We start from the raw sequence: 18,745 nt of genomic DNA, 5'->3' as shown, positions 1-18,745 counted from the left end.
AATGTCACGAAAGAACAAACCACAGAAGCCCCAGGCCAATACAGCCAGCTCTGACATCATCGAAACCCCGAACGGTTCTGTAGAGTTCAGCATTGCTGCACCGGAACCCGTTATGGGCAAAAGCCTGTTGGATATGCTGGGCACGTTTCTGGATCCGTGGGGCAAGTATTACCAGCCACCCATTTGCATGAAGATGCTGTCCCGTCTGCGCCATGCCAATGCCCATCACGGTGCCGCCATTGGCTTTAAACGGAATAAGCTGGCGCAGTATTTTGTCGAAACCCAGGTGATCAGCCTGGCGGATTTCCGAGCCGCTGCCCTGGATTTTATGGTGTTCGGCAATGCCTACTTCAAAATTTTTACCGACTATTTCGGCACCATCACAAGGCTGGTGCATGTGCCTGCCCTGAATATCCGCAAAATGAAAGACACGGAAGACGGCCAGAGCCAATACCTGCAGCTGGGTAAAAACGGTCAACAGATTGAGTTTGCTCCCGGTGAGATCCTGCACATTATGGATTACGACACCGGGCAACAATTCTACGGAGTGCCGGAATGGCTGTGTGCTATGCAGTCTATTTTACTGAATGAAGATTCCACCCTGTTCCGTCGTCGCTACTTTGCCAACGGATGCCATATCGGGTACATCCTTTACACCACCGATCCGGCCATTGATCCCAAGGTAGAACAGAATATCCGGGAGAAAGTTGCCCAGGGTAAAGGCGTAGGAAACTTCCAATCCCTCTACGTCAATATTCCCAACGGCAAAGACAAAGGAGTGCAAGTGATCCCCGTGGGGGATATCTCCCAGAAAGATGAATTTGAACGGATCAAGAATATTTCCGCCGATGATGTGATTGTCGGCCACCGGATGCACCCGGCCCTTGCTGCACTGAAACCGGAAAATGCTGGCGGCTTTGGGGATATTGAAAAGATCGATGTGGTGTACACCCGCAACGAAGTCCGGGCTATGGCCATGCCCTTCCAGGAAGTGAACAGCCGGTTGCCTGCCCATGCCCGATTTACCTTTGAATTCCCTGAGTGACACTTTTTAATTAAGTATAAACCCCCGGTGAACGCTATATATTCACATAAGACCTCTGTAAAATGTCCGTTGGTTTTCACGCACAACAGGTATCAAACATGCGGGTACTTTGCCCACACTGCCAGAATAAATCAGTGATCACCGCCAGCAACCGTTTGAGCCCGTCTGTTGCTGAGCTGTACTGTCGGTGTAATAACGAAGAGTGCCAGGCCGGTTTTGTTATGACAGTCGCCCACAAGCACGATACCCAGCCCCCCATCAACAATATGAAAGAGATGCTGGCCCAGTTGCTCCGGGCTATGCCCAGTGATGAACGGAATCAGTTGATGGCACAGTTTCCCCTGTAGGTTTCCCGTTTACTGCATGGCACTTTTTACCGCTGCACCTTAAGGTCTGGCGGTTTTTTTTTACCTATTGGTTAATCTGTAGTGTCACCGTGACACTACACCCCACAAAAACAGAGGTCATACAATGCCATTTTTCCTGAAACGATTACTGGCCATCGTGAGCAGAACATTCCCGGTTTTTAACCTGCGCATTCCTGAAGAGCTGAAAGAGCGAATTGAACAGTCTGCGCGGGAGAGCAAACGCTCCCAGAATGCCGAGTACCTGTACCGGCTGGAACGATCCTTTCATCAGGAAGATCAGATGGAACAGGTACTGGAAGAGTTAAAGGTACTGCGTCAGGCGATTTCTGATTTGCAGGCGACCAGATCCTCAGAGGGTGATTCATCAAATGGCGATGGCACCTCCTGAATATCGCCGCTGATCAGGTTGATGGCACGGCGCAACATGGTAGCAGCTCCGGCCATGGCTTCATCGGTGCAGTTCCCTGGTTTAATGGATTCGGTGACCGCGATCAGCAGAGAAAGAATCTCCACAGCTTCGTTCAGCCGATCATCCCTGGCGTCGAGATCCAGCAGCGGATCAAAACAGGGTACCGAGATTCGATGAAAGGTTTTATCGGTCCGCTTCATCACCAGAGCGGTACCGGGTTTACTTAAATCAATTTTGGTCATTCTTTTTTCATCTCCGGTTGTTAATGTTTGTCAGGATTTAAACACCGAAACCATCGTACTCCTATTCGCACAAGTGGCAGTTCATATTCCCTTCTATACTGTCCATTTTTAACGGTTTGTTTTTTTAAATGGCTAATGGATGACAATGGCTGTTTAAATCCGGCTTTGTCCCCTAATTCACCAACTCATACACCCTTTTTATCGTTTGCCATTCCTGGGGCGATAAATCCGGCTCTCGTTTGATGCAAATATCCAGCACATCTTTGAACAGCAGCAGTTTGCTTTTCAGTTTTACATTCTCCTTGTGCATCTGTTTTACCTGGTTCATTCGCTGATCCAGAAGTGCATAACTGCTGTCGTTGGATTGCTCCAGGCGGTTGATGTAGTCCTCGGTTTTGGATGGGCCTTTGCACAGATCGGCAAGGTCTTCCAGTTCCAAGGTGACCATTTGGGGGCGTTTAACTGTCATCCTTATTTCCTTTTTATATGGGTTTCGCTGACATAAACCCTTTGGCAAAGCAGAGAGCAATGGCCTCAGCAACGGTTGTCGCTCCAAGTTTCTCTTTGGCCTGCACCAGATAAAACTGGATGGTTTGTGGGGCTCTGGAATAGATCGTGGCTATTTCCAGTTGAGTCTTTCCTTCAGCTGACCAGAGCAAGGCATTGGCCTGCCCCGGGGTGAAGAAGTCGGTTTGCATTTGGTATCTTGGGGTTTGCATGTTGAGTCCTTTGGGTTCCCATGCTGAGGCATGGGAACCATGGTTATTTAATCCGTTTCGAGTTCATACTCTTCTTCAGTGACATCAACCCAGCTGACATTGGTCAAATGAATATTATTGTCTTCGATTTTTTCTGCATGCAGCAGCTCACAGACACAATCTTCAATGGCTTTGCCGAGTTTCTTTTCAAACGCTTTGGCATCCACTTTGGTGTCAGTTTCAAAGTGCAAACTGATATTCCCTGAAACAGTGTAATACTTCTCAGCCATTGACTGATTCCTCCTGCGTGAGTGCTTCTGATTCCATTTTTTCAAGTTCTTCCTCCATGATCTTTATCAATTTCTGCCGAGTCGCTTCACTTGCGAAAACCACTGGTACAAATGGAACGCCATGTTTTGCCAGATCGCTTGCCAAACGAAGCGATTGTCTTGTTTGAACAGGATTTGCTTTTTCCATCTTTATATCCAAGAAAGAATTCCTCATGGTTCCCACGGTTGCCCGTGAGAACACCTTTTTATTCAATCACCAGCGATCGTTTTCCCGTCCCTCTTGTTCTCTGGCCAACTGTGCCTTATGTTCTTTGCGGGCTTGCCTGAGAATCGCGTTTAACACCTTGATGACCTTTTCCCAGTAGTAGGATCCCCAGTCCCTGCCAACACCCTTCAGTACCGACAGCTTGGTCAGTTCCAGCTCGTTTAGGTCGGAAGGGTTCACCACTTCAAACCGCATCAGTTCTACTTCTCCCCGAACCTTCACTTCCATGAAAAAGTAAAGGTCTGCAGTGCGGTACTGGCCGCCGATACCACCGCTCCAGTGATAGCCGCCGATATCCGGCACAAACTGAACGGGGAACGGCTGGTCCTGCGCCTGACCGTCGAAATACTTGGATTCTGGCCTTACGTTGGCGAATATGGTGGTCATGCTTGGTTCTCCCCTTCTGCTTTCTTCACATCAGGATTTGGCAGCATTGCCCAACACATGAAATAGAGGACTGAGTCTCCAACCTCCTCCAGAGTTCGGTCATCTTTCTGGCAGGCTTCCTCCCAGTAGCCATTAACGGTGATATGGTCACAATACAATTCCCCATCAAACCAGAGCAGGTCGCCGGGCTTGGCATCGTTGAAATATTCCCCTTCGCCGTAGTGCTGTACCTGCCAGTCAAAGTCGTTCTGGCTAATAAAGACAAAGTTACCTTCCAGCTTTGCAATAACCTGATTGGTTATTTCATCCAAATGACTTTCAAAGAGATCTTCGTCGTACTCTTCACGAAGCTGATCAGAAACGCTTTCATCGATTTGCGCACGGATCTTGTCACGGTTAAAAGTGACTGGATGAATCTTTGAGTCCGCAGGTCTGTCCATAAATTTGGTCATTATTAATTCCCAGCTTTAGCTGTTTTTTGTGATTCCAGAAATTTGTTTTTCTCGAACTCTTCCATCCGATCTGCCCAGGCGACTGCGTTCACAAATGCTTCTTCAAAAGATTCACCGTAAACCCAGGCTGACCGAGTCCACCCCCAGCTGAAGCCTTTTGATGTTTCAGAGTGCCAGGTGAATACCGGGCGACGAGCCTGCAAAGCGAAGCCCTGAATGTTCTTGTGCAGCAAGTGTTCTGCGATGCAGTTTCCTGCGCCGTAGTCGTCAAGCTCTTCATCATCCAGATCAGTCCGCAGAGGCTGCATAGATGGCTCAAGGTTCAAATCAGGGTCGATCAGCGTATCGATAAACGCCTCCATCGCCCCGTCAAAATGACGCCCCTCAAAAGCATCGGTTGACAGCAGTGAACCCAGGTGGAGCACGTTTTCAATTCTCAGATCCTTGTCATAACAAAGCTCTGCCTGTTTAAGACATTCGCCATCAATACCCAGGGCACGTTCATCCAGCACAGGTAAAGATTCCGTTTGTAATTTCTGAAAAAAGGCTTCTGCAACTTCCAGAACCTTGTCACTGTCTTCCATCCGATTACCAACCCGTATGCCACGAACAGTGGGTGCATAAGACATGGAGCCGTTTTCGATATTGCAGTAGGTAGCAAATTCCACAGGGCCTTTACTCATGAATGCCTTTCTTTCGGCTTCGCTGGCATTCTCAAACCAGGCTGATTGGTTACTGGTGAGTTTGGTTACGCTCATTGCTTTTTCTCCACATGGTCAATCAAGTCTTTCAATTCCCCCAGCCAGACCAACAGCGCCACTTTCCGTCGATGTTGTGCTGGCGTGAGCCTTTCTTGTTGTTGCAGGGTTTCCAGTTCCAGGTTGATGGAAAGCCTTGCCTGCTCGTTGATGTTCATCCCATCCCCCTGGCATCGATGCGCAGTTCAAAATACTGGCCGTTCTTGATCAGCTGCCCATCGTCGGACAGTTCCCGGAACGCGGTTTTCACTTCATCGATCAATTGCCGCTGGCTGGGTTGTGCCCCCAGATCGCCACGCAGTACCCGATGTTTGATCCGTTCCACTGGCGTGGTTTGTTCGTTCGGTGCAGTTGGCACAGGCAGTGATCCACCCTGATTCACCAAGCGATGCAGCTGTCCCAACCGGGAAAAGCAACAGAGCGCCACCACATCGATCAACAGGGCGATCACGGCAAACAATCCGAGACGGGCGAACCGGTGTGAACCACTGAGCAACGCCTGCACACTGCCGCTATCCGCTCCGGTGGTCGCATCATGGTGATTCAGTGCCTGCAATTGCGCCGCCAGTTCGCTGGCCTGGTTGCGCAGTGGGGCCAGGTTGTCCAGCTGTTGCAAGCCCCGGGTGGTGAAGTTGCCAGCCGTATCACGACCGGCCACGGACATCCGCAGGTCAATCTCCTGTTGCACCGTGGTCAGTTGCTGGCGCAGCAGTTGTGCCTGTTCCGATCCGGCCTGCTGTTGTTGGTGGTTCAGGCTGATCTGGTGCTGATGCCGTTGCCAGGCCATTTCCACAAAGGCAGTGGAGGCCAGCACCGAGACCAGCAACAAAATGGTGGTGATCAATCTGGAGAACAGATCACCCTGGCGGGCCAGCAGGTAAAGACCGCTTTGCAGCCCGATACCCGCCAGCACAGAGAGTGCAGTTTCCAAACCATTCAACGGCAAGCTGGTCAGCAGTTTGACCAGTGCCCCGGTGGAGACCAGGGCGAGAACCGCCCCGGTTGCCAGCAGAGCGACGCCTTCAAAAGACAGCTCGCTCAGTTTCATGCCAGCCCTCCCACCAGGTGAGAGACAGTAACCAGCCCTAATGCCAGGCTGACCAGGACTCCGGACAACCGGCGGGCCTTTCTGGTATGCTTAATACGATACTGACGCTGGTATTTCAGGAAGACGGCTTCTTGAAAGTTGCTCACGATTTCGCTCCTTTTGGGGTTCTCGGGTAGAGAGTGACAAAGGTTGGTATCTCAGCCAGGGTGGCCGCCCTGGCTGTTTTTGTTTTGGGCAATGGCTTCCGGGTTGCCCTCGTTTTCTCCGACTTGATCCTGAACGCACGGGCGACCGGGGAGTCTTTACCCAACCCGGCAGGTATCAACCGGATCTCGCCACCCGCTTCAAGAAACGCTTCAATTTGCCGGGCAATGTCGTCATGGTCTTTCTGGCGACTTTGCGGTGTGCGCTTGAATGCCTCGAAATCCATCAGAAAGACTCCACTTCTGCCAGCAGGCCTTCACCCCCGCACTCCGGGCAGGTTTTGGTTCTGTCGTCGTTATCATCGTCGGGATTCACAAAAGCCTTGCCCGAACCGGCGCATTCCCAGCAGATTTGCTTCCAGCGGTTGCGGATGTGGTAGCGTCGCCACTGGCGTGCCAGGGCAAAAAATTTCTTGTCACCACTGCCCAGCACCCGATGGGGTTCTTCTCCCAGGGTTAACCGACACTCGATAAAGATCAGGGCCTGTTTTTTCAGGTTGCCGTGCAACAGGCACAGGTCGGTGATGTCCAGCTGCCAGTTGCTGCCGTTGTAGGCACTGAGCAACAGCTGTGCCGCTGCCCTACTGGTGCCGGTGCCCTGGATGGCACAGTGGTAAAGGTCTTCTGTTGCCCGGGCGTAGTCAGCCATGGTCAGTCGTGATTCCTGCAGGGCTTCAGCAATGGCGTCCAGAGCTTCGGGGCTGACTTCCGGATTCATTGCACCGATGGTTTGATTGGTGTTTTTCATGGTGTTTCCCTCAGTTGATTAAAGGCTTGATTGCCTTGATTACCCGCTCCCCCGCCTGGGTGAGCTTCAGGTTCCTGCGACGTTTATCGAACACGTCATATTCAACGTTCAACAGATTCAGTCCGTGACGCTCCCGCCCCAGCTTGCCCCTGCCCAGCATCGACACATGAAACTGAACATGCTGATGGGTGGTGCCCAGCTCTTCGGCGATCTCGGCCATGGATGCGCCTTGCCACTCGGCAACCAGAGCCAGGATCCGCAGGCTTTGCAGATCCAGTGTCGGGTAGCGGTCGGCCAGGTAGTTCAGGGTGTGGTTATCCATGAACGGCTTCCTTTTCTGACAGTAGTTTGTTTACCCGGCGGGTGATGTCCTGAAAGAACGACTGGTTGAAGGCGTTCCGCTGGCAACGCTGGAAGAATCGGGCCAGTCGCAGCTTGCGCATGTTGTCGTCCATCAGCGAGATCTCCAGTGCCAGCTGATCTTTCATGCGTTCCCGCAGGTCTTCCCGCAGCCCATCACTCTTCAGGGTTTTCAAAAACGACTGCTGACGCTCCGGTTTGCAGTGGATGAGGTAACGGGCCAGGCTGTCTCGGCGCTCGTTTTCGCAGTGTTCCCGCTGCTCTTTGGTGATGTTGTAACTGGTCATGTCTTGCCCTGGTCAATCACAGAAATGGATACGGTTGGTCGGAAAAAGCGAATATCGCGAACCTGCTTGCAAAACGTCCCCACAGGCCTTGATATGACTGGCTTACAGAGATTCGCTTCAAAAGCGAATATGAGCGAACATGAAAACGCACATCATTGTTTTTATTCACTTTTTTACTTTTCAAATATTCACTTTTACCGATTTTTTGATTAGCTAATGTATTACCCCAATATTCGTTATTTATTCGCTTTTCTATTTCTCTGTATCCCCCTGTTTTTAAAGGCTTAACAGGAATTTCTGTGGTAGAGGTTCGCTTTATTCGCTTTTTCCGATCCCCTGTAAGATGTTCCGAAAACGCAGGCTCTAACGTGTGCGTGTGCGTAATAAGATGCTGGCTCTGGATCATTTGCCGGCCTCCCTGCGGAATACCCAGCAGCTTTTGCTCTTGCCCGTTATCTGACTATTGACGTTCTTTCTTTCCATGAACGGGCGGGAGTGGCAGTTAGGCAGCTGCTTTTTAAGGTCCGCCATGGGAATGCGCAGGCCGTGCTTGCTGGCCATCTTTTCAAACTCCACCAGGTTGATGGCAATCACGTCTTCAGTACGGGAATGGTTTAACCGTTCTGCGGTGACAAACTCCCGGGATTCATGGTCTTCGTACTCCATGACGTTCAGGTCTTCGTAGTATTCCCAGAACATTTCCACCAGAGGGCTGTCTGCCTTGATGCGACGTTCACGCTCTACCGCCATGGTCCACAGGGCATCTTGCAGGCTTTTGCACTTCTCTGTGGTCATGTGCCTGGGGAACAGGATCTGCAGGCACCAGACACCGGCGGCAATCTTGGCGTGGTTTTCGATGATCCGTTCCCGCACTACTTCCTTGCGCTGGTGATAGTTGTCCAGGATCGTTGTCAGTTGCTGGTCAAAGGTTTCCAGGAACTGCTTTTCACTGGTGAGCGCCTTGTGCAGCCAGCCACACACATCTTCGGTTTTCATAGACGCCATGTGGCGTGCATATTCTTTTGAGTTGTGGGTGTGGTGCGCCTTGGTGGAGTGGCAGTGAACAATACGCTCCATTACTGCATCGTCGTCGCTGTCTACGCTGGCATTCTGGGCAATCAGCACACCGCCACGGTAAGGAGGCTCAACGGTTTCGTTGCCGCCATTCTTTACACCGGTGGTGCGGATGATCCCGCCATTAAAGAAGTCCTTGAACTCGTTGAAGTCGAAACTCTTTTTGGCTCCAGGCTTGTCGGCGCGGTCGGCTTCAATCACCACAGTGGGCAGTGCGCTGTATCGTTCCAGTGTTCTGGAGCGGCCAGCCACGGAGGATTTCGCTGGGTCGAAACCTTCATAGCCATCGATCCGGCCAACGCAGCGCCAGAGGAACTTCAATAACGTGGTTTTACCGGTGCCCGGTTCGCCGGTGAGTTCCAGGAATGGCCAGTCCTGGTATTTCTCCCGGATATGCTCGGCAAACAGGGTGCACAACCACCAGGCCATGACAATCAGGCCGATATGACCAAAGGTTTTTTCGTAAAGGTTGATCCAGCCTTCATCGTGTTGCTCCCGATGAATCATCTTTACCTGGTTGCTGGCCACCTTGGTTTTGACTTTGTTCTGACCTGCGCTCAGATAGCCCATGTCGTTTTGTTCGATAAACCTGCCACCGTGAAAACCAAACTCCGGATACACCCATGTTTTGCTGGCTTTGTCGTAACCGACAAAACGCAGGCGGGTAATCTCCGTGGTTCTGTGGTCGAACCACTCTTCTTTCAGGTTCTTGATGTCGTTGGCATCACCATCGAAGGTGCCGCCAGAGGTTTTACCCAATAGGGCTTTGTTCAGGCTGCTGGCTGATTCCAGGCTGGAACCGTCCAGGGCGATCAGGCGCTTGGGATTGCCATTGCGGAACGTGACATCAAAGAAGTAGTCCTGCTCTTCGGTGAGTGGGTCGCGCTCGATGTAGAGGAAACGGGGCACGCAGTTGCTGATACGGCCACCGGACAATTTGCCATTAAAGGCCGCCTGAGCGTCCTTGACTTCCTGGTAGTCATTGTTGATCCACAGAAAGTCCAGACCAGTGCCATCGATGCCCAGCACTTCACTGACTTCTTTGCTGGCCTTTTCGTCGGCCTTGAAGCTGTAGAGCGCATGGTAGTGTTCAACCTTGATCCGACTCTGTGAGCTTCTCGCCCAGAGCCAGAATGCTTTTTCCCGGGCACTCTTGGCCATGGAGACACAGCCACGCCAGAGGGCATCGTTCAGGTATTTATCATCGATACGGTCAGCCTGAAATTCATCATTCCAATCCTGTTTACTGTTCCTGGTGAGCATGACTTTCCATTGCTCGCCCATTTTGTCGAGGTGCTCGATGTACTCCCGCATATGCTTCAGGCCTGCGGTGTCATTGTCGTAGGCCAGTATCCAGGTAATCCCCCTGCGCCGGTTGCTCTCCACCAGTTGTGCGGGAAAGTTGCCAGAGCTGAGGGACGCTACGGCCTTGCGATCTTGATGCAGGAATACCCAGGCGTTGAAGATGCCTTCGGTGATGATGCACTCGTCATCGTCTTCCAGCATGAAGCCTTTGGGCTCCCAGTGTTTGCCAGAATACTGAATGCCTTTTTTGTAGGAGTTTTTACGGCCAGCCTGGGCGACGTGCTTTTTGTCGATGATGCGTTCCCAGTAGAACCCATCCCACAGGTTGATGCGAACGGTGGGTGCGACTTCGCCACCTTTTAACGGGAAGTAGCCCTGCTCGTACCACTCAGCAATGATGGCGGAATTGAAACCACGGTCATTCAGATAGACTCTGGCTGTTGCCTTTGGATCTTCCTCTGTGGCTGGATGCTTTTCGGCATAGTTTTCAAACAGCTCTGGATAGAGTTCTTTGGTGGTGACACTGTAGTGAAACGGCTTGCATGAGGTTTCATGGTCACACTGAACGCGACCGGGCTTATCTTTGGGTACCCATACCGATTTACGTCCACAGTTGGGACACTTGCCCTGATTGAGTACCTTGCCTTTGTCCTTGAACCCGAACGAGTGGTCGTTCATCAGGGCGTCAAGGATTTCTTTATCCCTGTCCCAGACCATCAGTTCGCCTCCAGAGCTTTGCGAGCCTGCGACATCAGTTCTTGATCTTCTTTCAACTGGGCGTTGTTCTGGCGGATATGGCGGTTGATGACGGATGATGGCCAGCGATCCTGGCCGGCGACTTTGATGGGTTTGGGAAATTCGCCACTGTCCAGAACTCTGTCTAGTGTGAAACGGGAAATCCCCAGCAGGTTCATCAACTCCTTGCGGCTGTATAGCTGATCATGTCGAATATCCACCCCATCAGATTCCGTCAGCTTTTGCAGAAGCGACGAAAGTAATTCAGATAAGTCCGCTTTATTCATTTTCATTCCTGCCGTTAAGGTATAGACTTTTCGTGCGTGCATATTTTGTATAAATCGGTAATATTCTTACAAATATGAATAAATATTTCAGAAAAGAATGTTATCGACAGATAAGATTAAGTCAATACATATTTGAATTTTTTTTTCTTGTAAGAATGAGTGGTGCATCCAAATGCTTGATATGAATACGCTTGGTGAACGGGTCGAATACATCCAGCGCAAGGTTGGCGGGTCCGGGAAGCTGAAAGAGTTGTCCGGTGTGTCTCAGCCCCAGCAATCCCGTCTGGTTCGCGGGTCACTGGACAACCCCAGCATTCAAACGATTCAGTCCATCGCCCAGGCGGGTGGTGTGTCGTTGAACTGGCTGGTGAATGGTGAAGGCACTCCTGACGATGGCGGGAGTGGGTCTGGTTATATCTCGATTAACTTTATTGGCTGGTCTGGTAAACCTCCGTTTCTGTTTGACCGAAATTATCTGGTGAATGTGCTGGGCGTGCCAGTGGACAAAGCGGTGATGTATCACGAAACCAGTGACTGCATGGCACCCGTTATCCATAAAGATTCATATCTGATTATTAATACGGCTCGACCTGCAGGGGATGGTATGGGTTTGATTAGAATTAAAGGTCAGGAACAACTTTACCTGCGTTTTCTTCAGGTGAACCCCATCACCGGTAAGGTCAGTGTTACCACAGCCAATCAGAACTACCTCCCCTTTGAAGTTGATCAGACTGATATTGAATACATTGGCATGCCTGCGTGGTTTGGTGCCCGGTAATGAGTAGAAAGCTGTTCTCAAAACGGGGTGATAAGTGGGTGGGCGAGTTTCCACCAGAAGGCGGCTGGCAAAAGGGTCGGCGGGGTATTCGTCGTACCCTGTGTTCTGTGTCGTCGCTCAGTCATATGTCAGAAGAGAAACGCTATCAAAAACTGATTGATCAATACAAAGAAGTTCAGCGCGATCTGCTACGTGACCAGGAGAAACAGAAAGAGATTCAGCGCAAGGAACGAAAGGACCGAAAGAACTGGACAGCCCAGCGGGCGGGTGATCAGTGGCTAGAATCAGTGAGCACCGATAACTCTGATATCACCATCAAGGATTACAAGCGAACCATAACCCTTTACGTTGAGGCCTGCGGCAATCACCCCCTGAAAGAGTTTGGCCGACTGCATTATGACACCTTTCTGAATCACCTGAAAAAGCAACGGGGCAAACAGCCAGGAACCTTCATGGCCGCGTCTACCCGCAACAAGTTTGCCCGGCAGTTGCAGGTATTTCTGAACTGGGCCTATGACATGGACATCATCGACAAACTTCAGAAGCTGAAAAAGCCCAAGACTGAAAAGAAGGATATGGACACCTATGAACCGGAAGACTTGCTGAAGATTCGCAACCGTATCGAACAGCGAATGGAAACCGCAGTGGCTGAAGGTGATCGGCGGGAAATGCAGCAGATGAAAAACGCCATGCGCGTGTGGTGGCTGGCCACCTATTCCCTGATGCGTCTTGGGGCGTTGTGGTCGTTGAAGCTGGAGAACATCAATCTGGAGCGGGGAACGATCCATATCAAGAGTAATCCGGACTTGGGTTGGGAGAACAAAAAGAAGAAGTGGCCCATCAAACCGATCAGCCCAAAGCTGATGGAATTTCTGAAAGAAGACCTGGCCAGCCGTGACAAGAAAGAGAAGTATTTTTTGGACAAAGGCAACGGGCTTCCCTGGTATCGTTTTCGGGGTGATATTTCAAAACTGTTCGGTGAACTGTGCGAAGAGTGCAACCTGCCAAAGCTGAAACCACTCCATCATGGCTTCCGGGCCACCATGATTACCAAGTTGCTGAATGACGATGCTGATCCACAAACTGTGCAACAGCTCGCAGACCATGACGATCTGGCGACCACCCTATCCTATCGGGACTCACGAAAAACCAAACAGCAGAAAGCGGCAGATCATCTGAATAATTTGATTTGATTCTTAGCGGAAAGTGTCACAAAGGTGTCACTTTTAAGATCGGAAATTTATAAATCCAATAGAATCAAGGCTTTTGACCGAATAGACAAAGTCTTCAAAATCCGTTGCCTTTGCAGGCGTGTCGGTTCGAGTCCGACCACTGGTACCAATGCTTGATGTTTTATTCCTTCCTTTGTGTGACTTCTAGCTAAACTCTCTCTTTTTTTGTCTTTGTGGTGGTAACCACCAGATCTCATTCCTGATTTCTTGAACTTTCGGTAACTATTTGTTGGTTCGCTTGAACTTTCATCTTCTCATACCTGCACTTTCCCAAACTTTATGCTGGGAACTTTCACGATATTTATGATGGTTTTTCCGTGGTGAATTTTACCCTGAGATAGTAATGCAGATTTTAGGCGCACAAAAAAAGCACTCAAATATGAATGCTTGATGAGATTTTTTTAAAAAAATTGAGGAAGGTGAAAAGAAACGCTCAGAGGAGAGATATGAGCCTAGGAGGCTGACCGAGAATAGCGCCCGTAGCGAGGATGGCAGAAAATTGAGGATAAAAAGTCGGAAATTTTTAGTGAATAGTGGTTCTATTTGCTAAAAATTTCCGACTTTTTAGACCAATTTGCTGCCACCGCAGTAGGGCAGTCTATTCTCGGACAGCCTCCTAGCTGGCTTGCCACTCCTTCATGGCCTGCCCCCATAATCGAGTGAAATCTTTGTACCGAAATCCGTGATACTCAACCATACGACACCTGACTTTGTTATAACTGGGCACAACTCCTTCCTTCTCGAGATCTACGATGATCTTCGATATCTGGTCAGTAAATTGATGGTATCGGTTATCACTCTCTAACTTTCGCAACCCCTGATTCTTTTGCACCACAGCACGAGCCAATTCAGGATAGCGATAAGAAAGAAAACTAACACCCACCTTCAGCTTGCTGGCAATTTCCGGCAATGGAGTAATTTTTTCTGATAAAGCATAGGTCAGTAGTCGTTTTTCAATCTCCTCCATCTCCAGTGACGAGTTAAACACTTTTCGAACAGTTAATCTGGCCTCTGTCAGCTGCGGTGCAATATCCTGATGATTCACCAATAACTGTGACGGCAAAACATTCACTGCCAGGCAAAAATCAAGAAAGCTGGTAAGCGTTGGTCGATAACGACCAGACACCCATTGCGAAATCGTTCTATCAGAGAAGCAAACGGCTTCGGTCAACTTTGTCACAGCACCGCAACCGGAACGATTAACAACCATCATCACCCCATTCTTAAATTCCTGACTGACATCAATCTCCAACAATTGATGACGGCACTCAAAAAGGTCATAAAAATATTGTTCCCTGGCAGTCACCTCTCTGGCCTCACCTCCCATATAACCGAGAAAACCACCGCACTGAGTACACCAGCCAACCCTTCTCGATGAAGGAAGCGCCTGCTGGGTGGCACCACAATCCGGGCATTTACTTACGAGCCTCAACTGATGAACAGGACAGCTTTTCACTTCCATAAGGGAAAAAACCAGCGGATCATAAACAGGCGTTGATTGTCGTATAGCATCCAGATAACACTCAGGGCACCAATGTTTTTCCTGCCGGATAACTCCTTTACCCATTGAATCAAACAGCCCCTTGAACGGCATCATCGTATGTTGTTCCAGGCCTTTCATACCAGTAAGTCTCGACAGAGCCTCACCGTACTTTTTGGCATGATTCCGATAACTATTCAGCACCGAAAGCCCATCTTTGGAAAATAACGAATTTCGGGCAGCCCCAAAACCAGCTTCAGGATTTACCACATAGTCGATGAAAAACCTTGGACTACAGAAGTTCTTCAAGGAAATCCGGTTTATCAGACTACTCAGCGCCTCTACCAAAAGCGCTCCTGGTGAAATCCCTTTGACTGGAATTAAACGACTACTCGAAACCTTCATGAAGTACGTACCTCCTTACGCTACCTTATCCCTGCCGGGCTTGCGCTCACCAGGCTTTGTCGAGCCAGATTTCGATTCTTTTTCAGGCTCCCCCATCAGAATACTCCAGACCTCATCCATACTTACCGAATTAATCAAGGCCTCACCCGCCCTGATATCTTTGGCAATGCGCTTAAGCGCTATTGGCTCCAAGCGCTCTGCTTCAAAATCTTTCCAGCTGACATAATCTCTATTGTCGTTAAGCGCACGGTTGAGCGCTCTCTCCATCCACTGTTTCAATATGCCCACGCAACCACAGGAACCAACAAACAGATCTTCCAGCCTACCCATAACACCGTCGGATAATTTCGCCGGATAAAAAGCAAACAAAGAAAGGAATGCTTCTTCAAAAGCTTCAATATCGCCACTTGAACTGGCAAGGTAAGGTGAGAAATTAATGACTTTGGTTCGTCTGGCCAGCTGCCCACTTCCTTCCAGAAACCTCAATAATTCATAATTCCCATCCATAACCAGCTTGAGCTCCCCCTTGTTGGAGATGGACTTCAGGGTTTCCATATAGAGATTCATGAGGTACTCATCCCTACAACTCAGGAGAAAATGGTGCGCCTCATCTACAAACAAATAGCGCACCTGGCGAGACTCAATCGCCTCCTCCATCGCGCTCATCAACTCCTGCTCCGAGTTTTTACGGGCAAGTACTTTCTGCATTTCTTTAATGGGAAATCTTGAGCTGTCACTCAGCATCAAATTCCGTCTGGTCATACCAATATCGACACACTGAATCAGAATCGATCTGGCAAAAGCGCCCCACTCGAACTTCTTACTGCGAGGACTTCTCACTTCTTCATACAATACCGGTATTTCCGGGCAATTCTCCTCCAGTGTCGTTGCATAATGAGCTTCCAGCTTTTCATACTTCCTGTGATGCACCATTGATTTACCGACCCCGGTAGCACCTGGGATAAGGATGATCTGATTTGCTTCAGACGCCAAAGCCAGGTCCAACGCTTCTGACACCTCCGTCAAACGCGGATGAGTGACAATACCCTCCGTTTTGAAGTAGCCTTTCCTGCTCTGCGAATCGCTGGCAAGAATACTTTCAGGGACAGCACACTTAGGTGATAAAGCAGCTTTCTTTGCCATTAGAATTTCTCCGGTTTATGGCTTGATGGATCCATCTTCTTATTGAACAACCCTTTTGAGGGTTTTAATTCAGTCTGAACAACAACCTCAGCCTCACGCTCCACCTCCTCCCTCAACTGAGCCTCTTTGCTATTCACGAGGGACTGGGCTGCCTGATGACTTTCGACAACATCATTTGCAGATTTCGTCTGAAAGAAACGTGCAGCACTGATCTCTTCACGAGAAAAAACATCATGATATTTATCTTCATATTCACGTCGACGGGCAAGAACCCACTCTGCCCCTAGAAGAACAGCGATATAACTATTATCCATTGGGTCATAACGGATTGGGACTCTCTTCCCAACCCACTTGGGATCATTAAGCTTCTTATGCGAAAAGAGCTTGTTATTAAATTTCACCCCTCTGCTAACCAGAATTTTTCGCATCAGCTGACTGTCTTCAATGAGTGTCAACGCCAGGAATTCCTCACTGTATTCAATATTCCTGACATCTCTGACACCATGTTTTTCAATACTCTCACTTAGAGCCGTGGCTGGAGAAATCCCCATGGCACTATGAGTTTGGTTTATATAGAGCTGAAAAAGAAAACTCTCGAGCGCTTCTTTAAGCCTCTTGATATTCCAAAGTGCCAACCGGTAAGGATTAACCTCTTTGCTCATCTGGCGAATATTTCTGGTATTCTGTGTATTGCCCTCCATTTTATAAAAAAAAGAGGTATTAAGAGTGCCGAACATCCGCTCAATCAACGAACCGACTTTCGCCTTACCTGTGCGATCTATGATCGTGACACTATATCGGGCACAAAGTTTCTGGAAGTACACACTTTTAAACTCAGCCCCACCATCCACTACCAGCTCTTCAGGAAGCCGCCCGTTACGTCGTACACAATCTCTAACCACCATCATCAAACTGGCTCGTGACGGGTTATCAAAAGACAAATAAACTCCAAGTGGTGCGCGGCTATAGGCATCAATCATCATTGTAAGCCAGATTCGATTCACATTTTTTTTCTTTGCTTTGATATGCTCTCTAGCCTCTTCAGCACTCAGAACTCTCAAAGTAGACAGGTCAATCAACGTATGATCAGTATGAGCTCTCTGATATGCCCGCTCACCATGAGGATCAGAAGTATCAATTGAGGGATCCAGACCCGGCCGCAAATTATTGGCAGCTTTTGAACCATGACGAGGCAGTGCTAATTTATGCGATTGATGAGCAAGAATTCTCTTCCTGAATGTTTCCAGACAAACAGTACCAATACCTAACTCCGCACACTCAGCATCAAAGCTCGCATGGACATCACTGATATTTTTAACCGTGGGCGTTTTGAATTCGGTCTCAATATACTTTTCAATTAGCTCCTCAGTCTGCTCAGAAAACCTCTTCGATCGATTACCCTTGCCAGCATCATCATCCAACAGGCCGTAATAACCACAACCGAACCTTATCTGTGCCTTTTTATAGCGTCTATGGTAATTACGTACAGTTTCACGACTTACCCCCATGAAAGCTGCCGCCTCTCCTGGTCGCATACTTTTTTCTTCTAACTGAACAATTACCTCCATACGCTGATTAGCTTTGGTAATTGTCTGGGAGAATACCCCCTTAAGTATTGACGGTGAACGCTCGCCTGATCGGCCTCGTATACCTGGCGCAGGGCTCCGGTCTTCACCTGATGGGTAAAATTGCTATATGAATAGTGGTCAATACGAGGCTGATCATTACCAGTAATCACTTCAACCATGACAGAGTTGCTGGGGGCATCAAGAGACAGCACCTTCCAATAGCTATCACCATGACGGTATTGGTTACCAACTTTTATTTCATGGACATTCGAAAACAACAGGTCAGAAGCAACCATCGACCTTTGCTTGTTAATGAAACTTCTTTTCACCTCATCAGAAGCAAACAAATGGCACTTAGCTGGCCTTGATAAACGCTCGTTATCCAAATCTGCAAGCAATCGTCCCTGCCCAACCATCCATAAAATGTCATCAACCTTAACTGAATCGTGATAACCCAGAAGATCTGATACCGAGATCACTTGCTGCTCACGAATAGTTTTAAGCACGGCTTCCTGTCGTTCCTCATCAACCGCTGATGATCGTCCTCTCATAAAATCAGCAACATGACAGGCGTTATCAATTCTAATAGTTTTCTCACGGTTCCTGATGAAGAACTTATGACCAAGACCAGTGCCTTCAAGAACTTCATCAATGGCAGGATACATCCAGTCGCCATCTTCCAGCTGATAACGTCCCGGATGCTTTTGACTAAGCTTAATAATTGTTTCATCAGAGTCCTTGCACTGAATGAAACCAATAAAGTCTTTACTGATCACAAAAAAATCGGGGGTGTAGTCAATTGGTCTCAACACTCCATTTTTATCAGGAGCCTTGATTTTAAATTTACGAGGCTGGCACCTGAAGAGAGTGATGTCAGGATTAATTTCAGCCAACAGCAAATACGACAGCTCAACGTGAAGACTCTCAAACTGGATGATCATTCCATTCTTATGGCTTACAAATCGTCCAGATGTGGTGTAAGCGTTGCTTTTAACAGTTCGGGCAGGATCGGAAGACAGAATAAGCGCTACCATCGCCAACCCGGATTCAGTCACACCTTCTCGACTTGCAATACAACAGCACTTCTTCATCTGATAGCAACGCAGACTCCTATTTTTTAATTTTGTTATCCTATTTTTCAGATTTCACAATTTTTTTAATCATCTCAACCGCCTTTT

At 48.9% G+C, this 18,745-nt stretch carries 27 protein-coding genes; 5 read left to right on the top strand and 22 right to left on the bottom strand.

The genetic code is table 11. The annotated features are described in order from the left end of the window. Position 1: 1 nt before the first annotated feature. The 3 genes from O3276_RS00180 to O3276_RS00170 all read left to right on the top strand — a co-directional run bounded on the left by O3276_RS00180 (position 2) and on the right by O3276_RS00170 (position 1,801). A complete protein-coding gene (locus O3276_RS00180; RefSeq protein ID WP_269673833.1) occupies positions 2–1,045 on the top strand; it encodes a phage portal protein in 1,044 nt (347 codons plus the stop codon). 62 nt (positions 1,046–1,107) lie between these two features. Further along, positions 1,108–1,392, top strand: a complete 285-nt coding sequence (locus O3276_RS00175; protein ID WP_269673832.1) for an ogr/Delta-like zinc finger family protein — start codon at positions 1,108–1,110, stop codon at positions 1,390–1,392. 124 nt (positions 1,393–1,516) lie between these two features. Further along, the gene (locus O3276_RS00170) at positions 1,517–1,801 is read left to right on the top strand and encodes an Arc family DNA-binding protein (protein ID WP_269673831.1); all 285 of its coding nucleotides are present in this window, start codon (positions 1,517–1,519) and stop codon (positions 1,799–1,801) included. Here the strand turns inward: O3276_RS00170 and O3276_RS00165 are convergent. The 18 genes from O3276_RS00165 to O3276_RS00080 form a co-directional block, all read right to left on the bottom strand. Further along, positions 1,729–2,064 carry a hypothetical protein gene (locus tag O3276_RS00165; RefSeq protein WP_269673830.1) on the bottom strand — a complete coding sequence of 112 codons (336 nt, stop codon included), beginning with the start codon at positions 2,062–2,064 and terminating at the stop codon, positions 1,729–1,731. The two genes, O3276_RS00170 and O3276_RS00165, sit on opposite strands and share 73 nt — an antisense overlap. A 172-nt stretch (positions 2,065–2,236) precedes the next feature. Beyond that, positions 2,237–2,533 carry a hypothetical protein gene (locus O3276_RS00160; RefSeq protein WP_269673829.1) on the bottom strand — a complete coding sequence of 99 codons (297 nt, stop codon included), beginning with the start codon at positions 2,531–2,533 and terminating at the stop codon, positions 2,237–2,239. Positions 2,534–2,546: 13 nt separating this feature from the next. Next, positions 2,547–2,783 carry a helix-turn-helix transcriptional regulator gene (locus tag O3276_RS00155; RefSeq protein WP_269673828.1) on the bottom strand — a complete coding sequence of 79 codons (237 nt, stop codon included), beginning with the start codon at positions 2,781–2,783 and terminating at the stop codon, positions 2,547–2,549. Between the two features lie 47 nt (positions 2,784–2,830). Then, on the bottom strand, positions 2,831–3,052 hold the full coding sequence (locus O3276_RS00150; protein WP_269673827.1) for a hypothetical protein: 222 nt from the start codon (positions 3,050–3,052) through the stop codon (positions 2,831–2,833). After that, positions 3,045–3,239: a DUF1382 family protein gene (locus O3276_RS00145; RefSeq protein WP_269673826.1), complete on the bottom strand. Its 195-nt coding sequence runs from the start codon at positions 3,237–3,239 to the stop codon at positions 3,045–3,047. Before O3276_RS00145 ends, O3276_RS00150 begins: the two co-directional genes overlap by 8 nt. Positions 3,240–3,305: 66 nt before the next feature. Next, on the bottom strand, positions 3,306–3,704 hold the full coding sequence (locus O3276_RS00140; protein ID WP_269673825.1) for a hypothetical protein: 399 nt from the start codon (positions 3,702–3,704) through the stop codon (positions 3,306–3,308). After that, positions 3,701–4,156, bottom strand: coding sequence for a hypothetical protein (locus tag O3276_RS00135; RefSeq protein WP_269673824.1), 456 nt, complete (start codon positions 4,154–4,156; stop codon positions 3,701–3,703). The genes O3276_RS00140 and O3276_RS00135 overlap by 4 nt, the downstream gene beginning before the upstream one ends. A 2-nt stretch (positions 4,157–4,158) precedes the next feature. Continuing rightward, positions 4,159–4,914: a hypothetical protein gene (locus tag O3276_RS00130; RefSeq protein ID WP_269673823.1), complete on the bottom strand. Its 756-nt coding sequence runs from the start codon at positions 4,912–4,914 to the stop codon at positions 4,159–4,161. Next, the gene (locus tag O3276_RS00125) at positions 4,911–5,072 is read right to left on the bottom strand and encodes a hypothetical protein (RefSeq protein WP_269673822.1); all 162 of its coding nucleotides are present in this window, start codon (positions 5,070–5,072) and stop codon (positions 4,911–4,913) included. Before O3276_RS00125 ends, O3276_RS00130 begins: the two co-directional genes overlap by 4 nt. After that, the gene (locus O3276_RS00120) at positions 5,069–5,962 is read right to left on the bottom strand and encodes a hypothetical protein (protein WP_269673821.1); all 894 of its coding nucleotides are present in this window, start codon (positions 5,960–5,962) and stop codon (positions 5,069–5,071) included. Before O3276_RS00120 ends, O3276_RS00125 begins: the two co-directional genes overlap by 4 nt. Next, a complete protein-coding gene (locus O3276_RS00115; RefSeq protein WP_269673820.1) occupies positions 5,959–6,108 on the bottom strand; it encodes a hypothetical protein in 150 nt (49 codons plus the stop codon). Before O3276_RS00115 ends, O3276_RS00120 begins: the two co-directional genes overlap by 4 nt. Further along, the gene (locus tag O3276_RS00110; protein ID WP_269673819.1) at positions 6,105–6,392 is read right to left on the bottom strand and encodes a hypothetical protein; all 288 of its coding nucleotides are present in this window, start codon (positions 6,390–6,392) and stop codon (positions 6,105–6,107) included. Before O3276_RS00110 ends, O3276_RS00115 begins: the two co-directional genes overlap by 4 nt. Next, positions 6,392–6,913: a DUF7673 family protein gene (locus tag O3276_RS00105; protein WP_269673818.1), complete on the bottom strand. Its 522-nt coding sequence runs from the start codon at positions 6,911–6,913 to the stop codon at positions 6,392–6,394. Before O3276_RS00105 ends, O3276_RS00110 begins: the two co-directional genes overlap by 1 nt. A 10-nt stretch (positions 6,914–6,923) precedes the next feature. Further along, positions 6,924–7,235 (bottom strand): winged helix DNA-binding protein, encoded by a 312-nt coding sequence (locus O3276_RS00100; RefSeq protein ID WP_269673817.1) that lies wholly within the window; start codon positions 7,233–7,235, stop codon positions 6,924–6,926. After that, a complete protein-coding gene (locus O3276_RS00095) occupies positions 7,228–7,560 on the bottom strand; it encodes a hypothetical protein (protein WP_269673816.1) in 333 nt (110 codons plus the stop codon). The genes O3276_RS00100 and O3276_RS00095 overlap by 8 nt, the downstream gene beginning before the upstream one ends. Before the next feature lie 16 nt (positions 7,561–7,576). Beyond that, on the bottom strand, positions 7,577–7,966 hold the full coding sequence (locus tag O3276_RS00090) for a hypothetical protein (RefSeq protein ID WP_269673815.1): 390 nt from the start codon (positions 7,964–7,966) through the stop codon (positions 7,577–7,579). Then, on the bottom strand, positions 7,963–10,656 hold the full coding sequence (locus O3276_RS00085) for a toprim domain-containing protein (RefSeq protein WP_269673814.1): 2,694 nt from the start codon (positions 10,654–10,656) through the stop codon (positions 7,963–7,965). The genes O3276_RS00090 and O3276_RS00085 overlap by 4 nt, the downstream gene beginning before the upstream one ends. Beyond that, entirely contained in the window at positions 10,656–10,961 is a 306-nt protein-coding gene (locus O3276_RS00080) for a helix-turn-helix transcriptional regulator (RefSeq protein ID WP_269673813.1), read from the bottom strand. The genes O3276_RS00085 and O3276_RS00080 overlap by 1 nt, the downstream gene beginning before the upstream one ends. A gap of 172 nt (positions 10,962–11,133) precedes the next feature. Here O3276_RS00080 and O3276_RS00075 point away from each other — a divergent pair, with 172 nt between their 5' ends. Both O3276_RS00075 and O3276_RS00070 read left to right on the top strand, forming a co-directional pair. After that, positions 11,134–11,739: a helix-turn-helix domain-containing protein gene (locus O3276_RS00075; RefSeq protein WP_269673812.1), complete on the top strand. Its 606-nt coding sequence runs from the start codon at positions 11,134–11,136 to the stop codon at positions 11,737–11,739. Then, the gene (locus O3276_RS00070; protein ID WP_269673811.1) at positions 11,739–12,932 is read left to right on the top strand and encodes a tyrosine-type recombinase/integrase; all 1,194 of its coding nucleotides are present in this window, start codon (positions 11,739–11,741) and stop codon (positions 12,930–12,932) included. The genes O3276_RS00075 and O3276_RS00070 overlap by 1 nt, the downstream gene beginning before the upstream one ends. Positions 12,933–13,587: 655 nt before the next feature. Here the strand turns inward: O3276_RS00070 and O3276_RS00065 are convergent. From O3276_RS00065 to O3276_RS00050, 4 genes are read right to left on the bottom strand one after another with little or no spacing between them, the layout of a single operon-like run. After that, a complete protein-coding gene (locus O3276_RS00065) occupies positions 13,588–14,856 on the bottom strand; it encodes a TniQ family protein (RefSeq protein WP_269673810.1) in 1,269 nt (422 codons plus the stop codon). Positions 14,857–14,871: 15 nt separating this feature from the next. Beyond that, entirely contained in the window at positions 14,872–15,999 is a 1,128-nt protein-coding gene (locus O3276_RS00060) for an ATP-binding protein (RefSeq protein WP_269673809.1), read from the bottom strand. After that, complete coding sequence (locus tag O3276_RS00055; RefSeq protein WP_269673808.1) at positions 15,999–17,567, bottom strand: TnsB C-terminal domain-containing protein; 1,569 nt, start codon at positions 17,565–17,567, stop codon at positions 15,999–16,001. The genes O3276_RS00060 and O3276_RS00055 overlap by 1 nt, the downstream gene beginning before the upstream one ends. Continuing rightward, complete coding sequence (locus tag O3276_RS00050) at positions 17,558–18,460, bottom strand: hypothetical protein (protein WP_269673807.1); 903 nt, start codon at positions 18,458–18,460, stop codon at positions 17,558–17,560. Before O3276_RS00050 ends, O3276_RS00055 begins: the two co-directional genes overlap by 10 nt. Between the last annotated feature and the right edge of the window lie 285 nt (positions 18,461–18,745).

This window comes from Endozoicomonas sp. GU-1, from assembly GCF_027366395.1.
In the GTDB taxonomy this organism is placed as follows: Bacteria; Pseudomonadota; Gammaproteobacteria; order Pseudomonadales; family Endozoicomonadaceae; genus Endozoicomonas.
The sequence above is the reverse complement of the archived record's forward strand: the minus strand, read 5'-3'. Positions and strand labels throughout refer to the sequence as shown.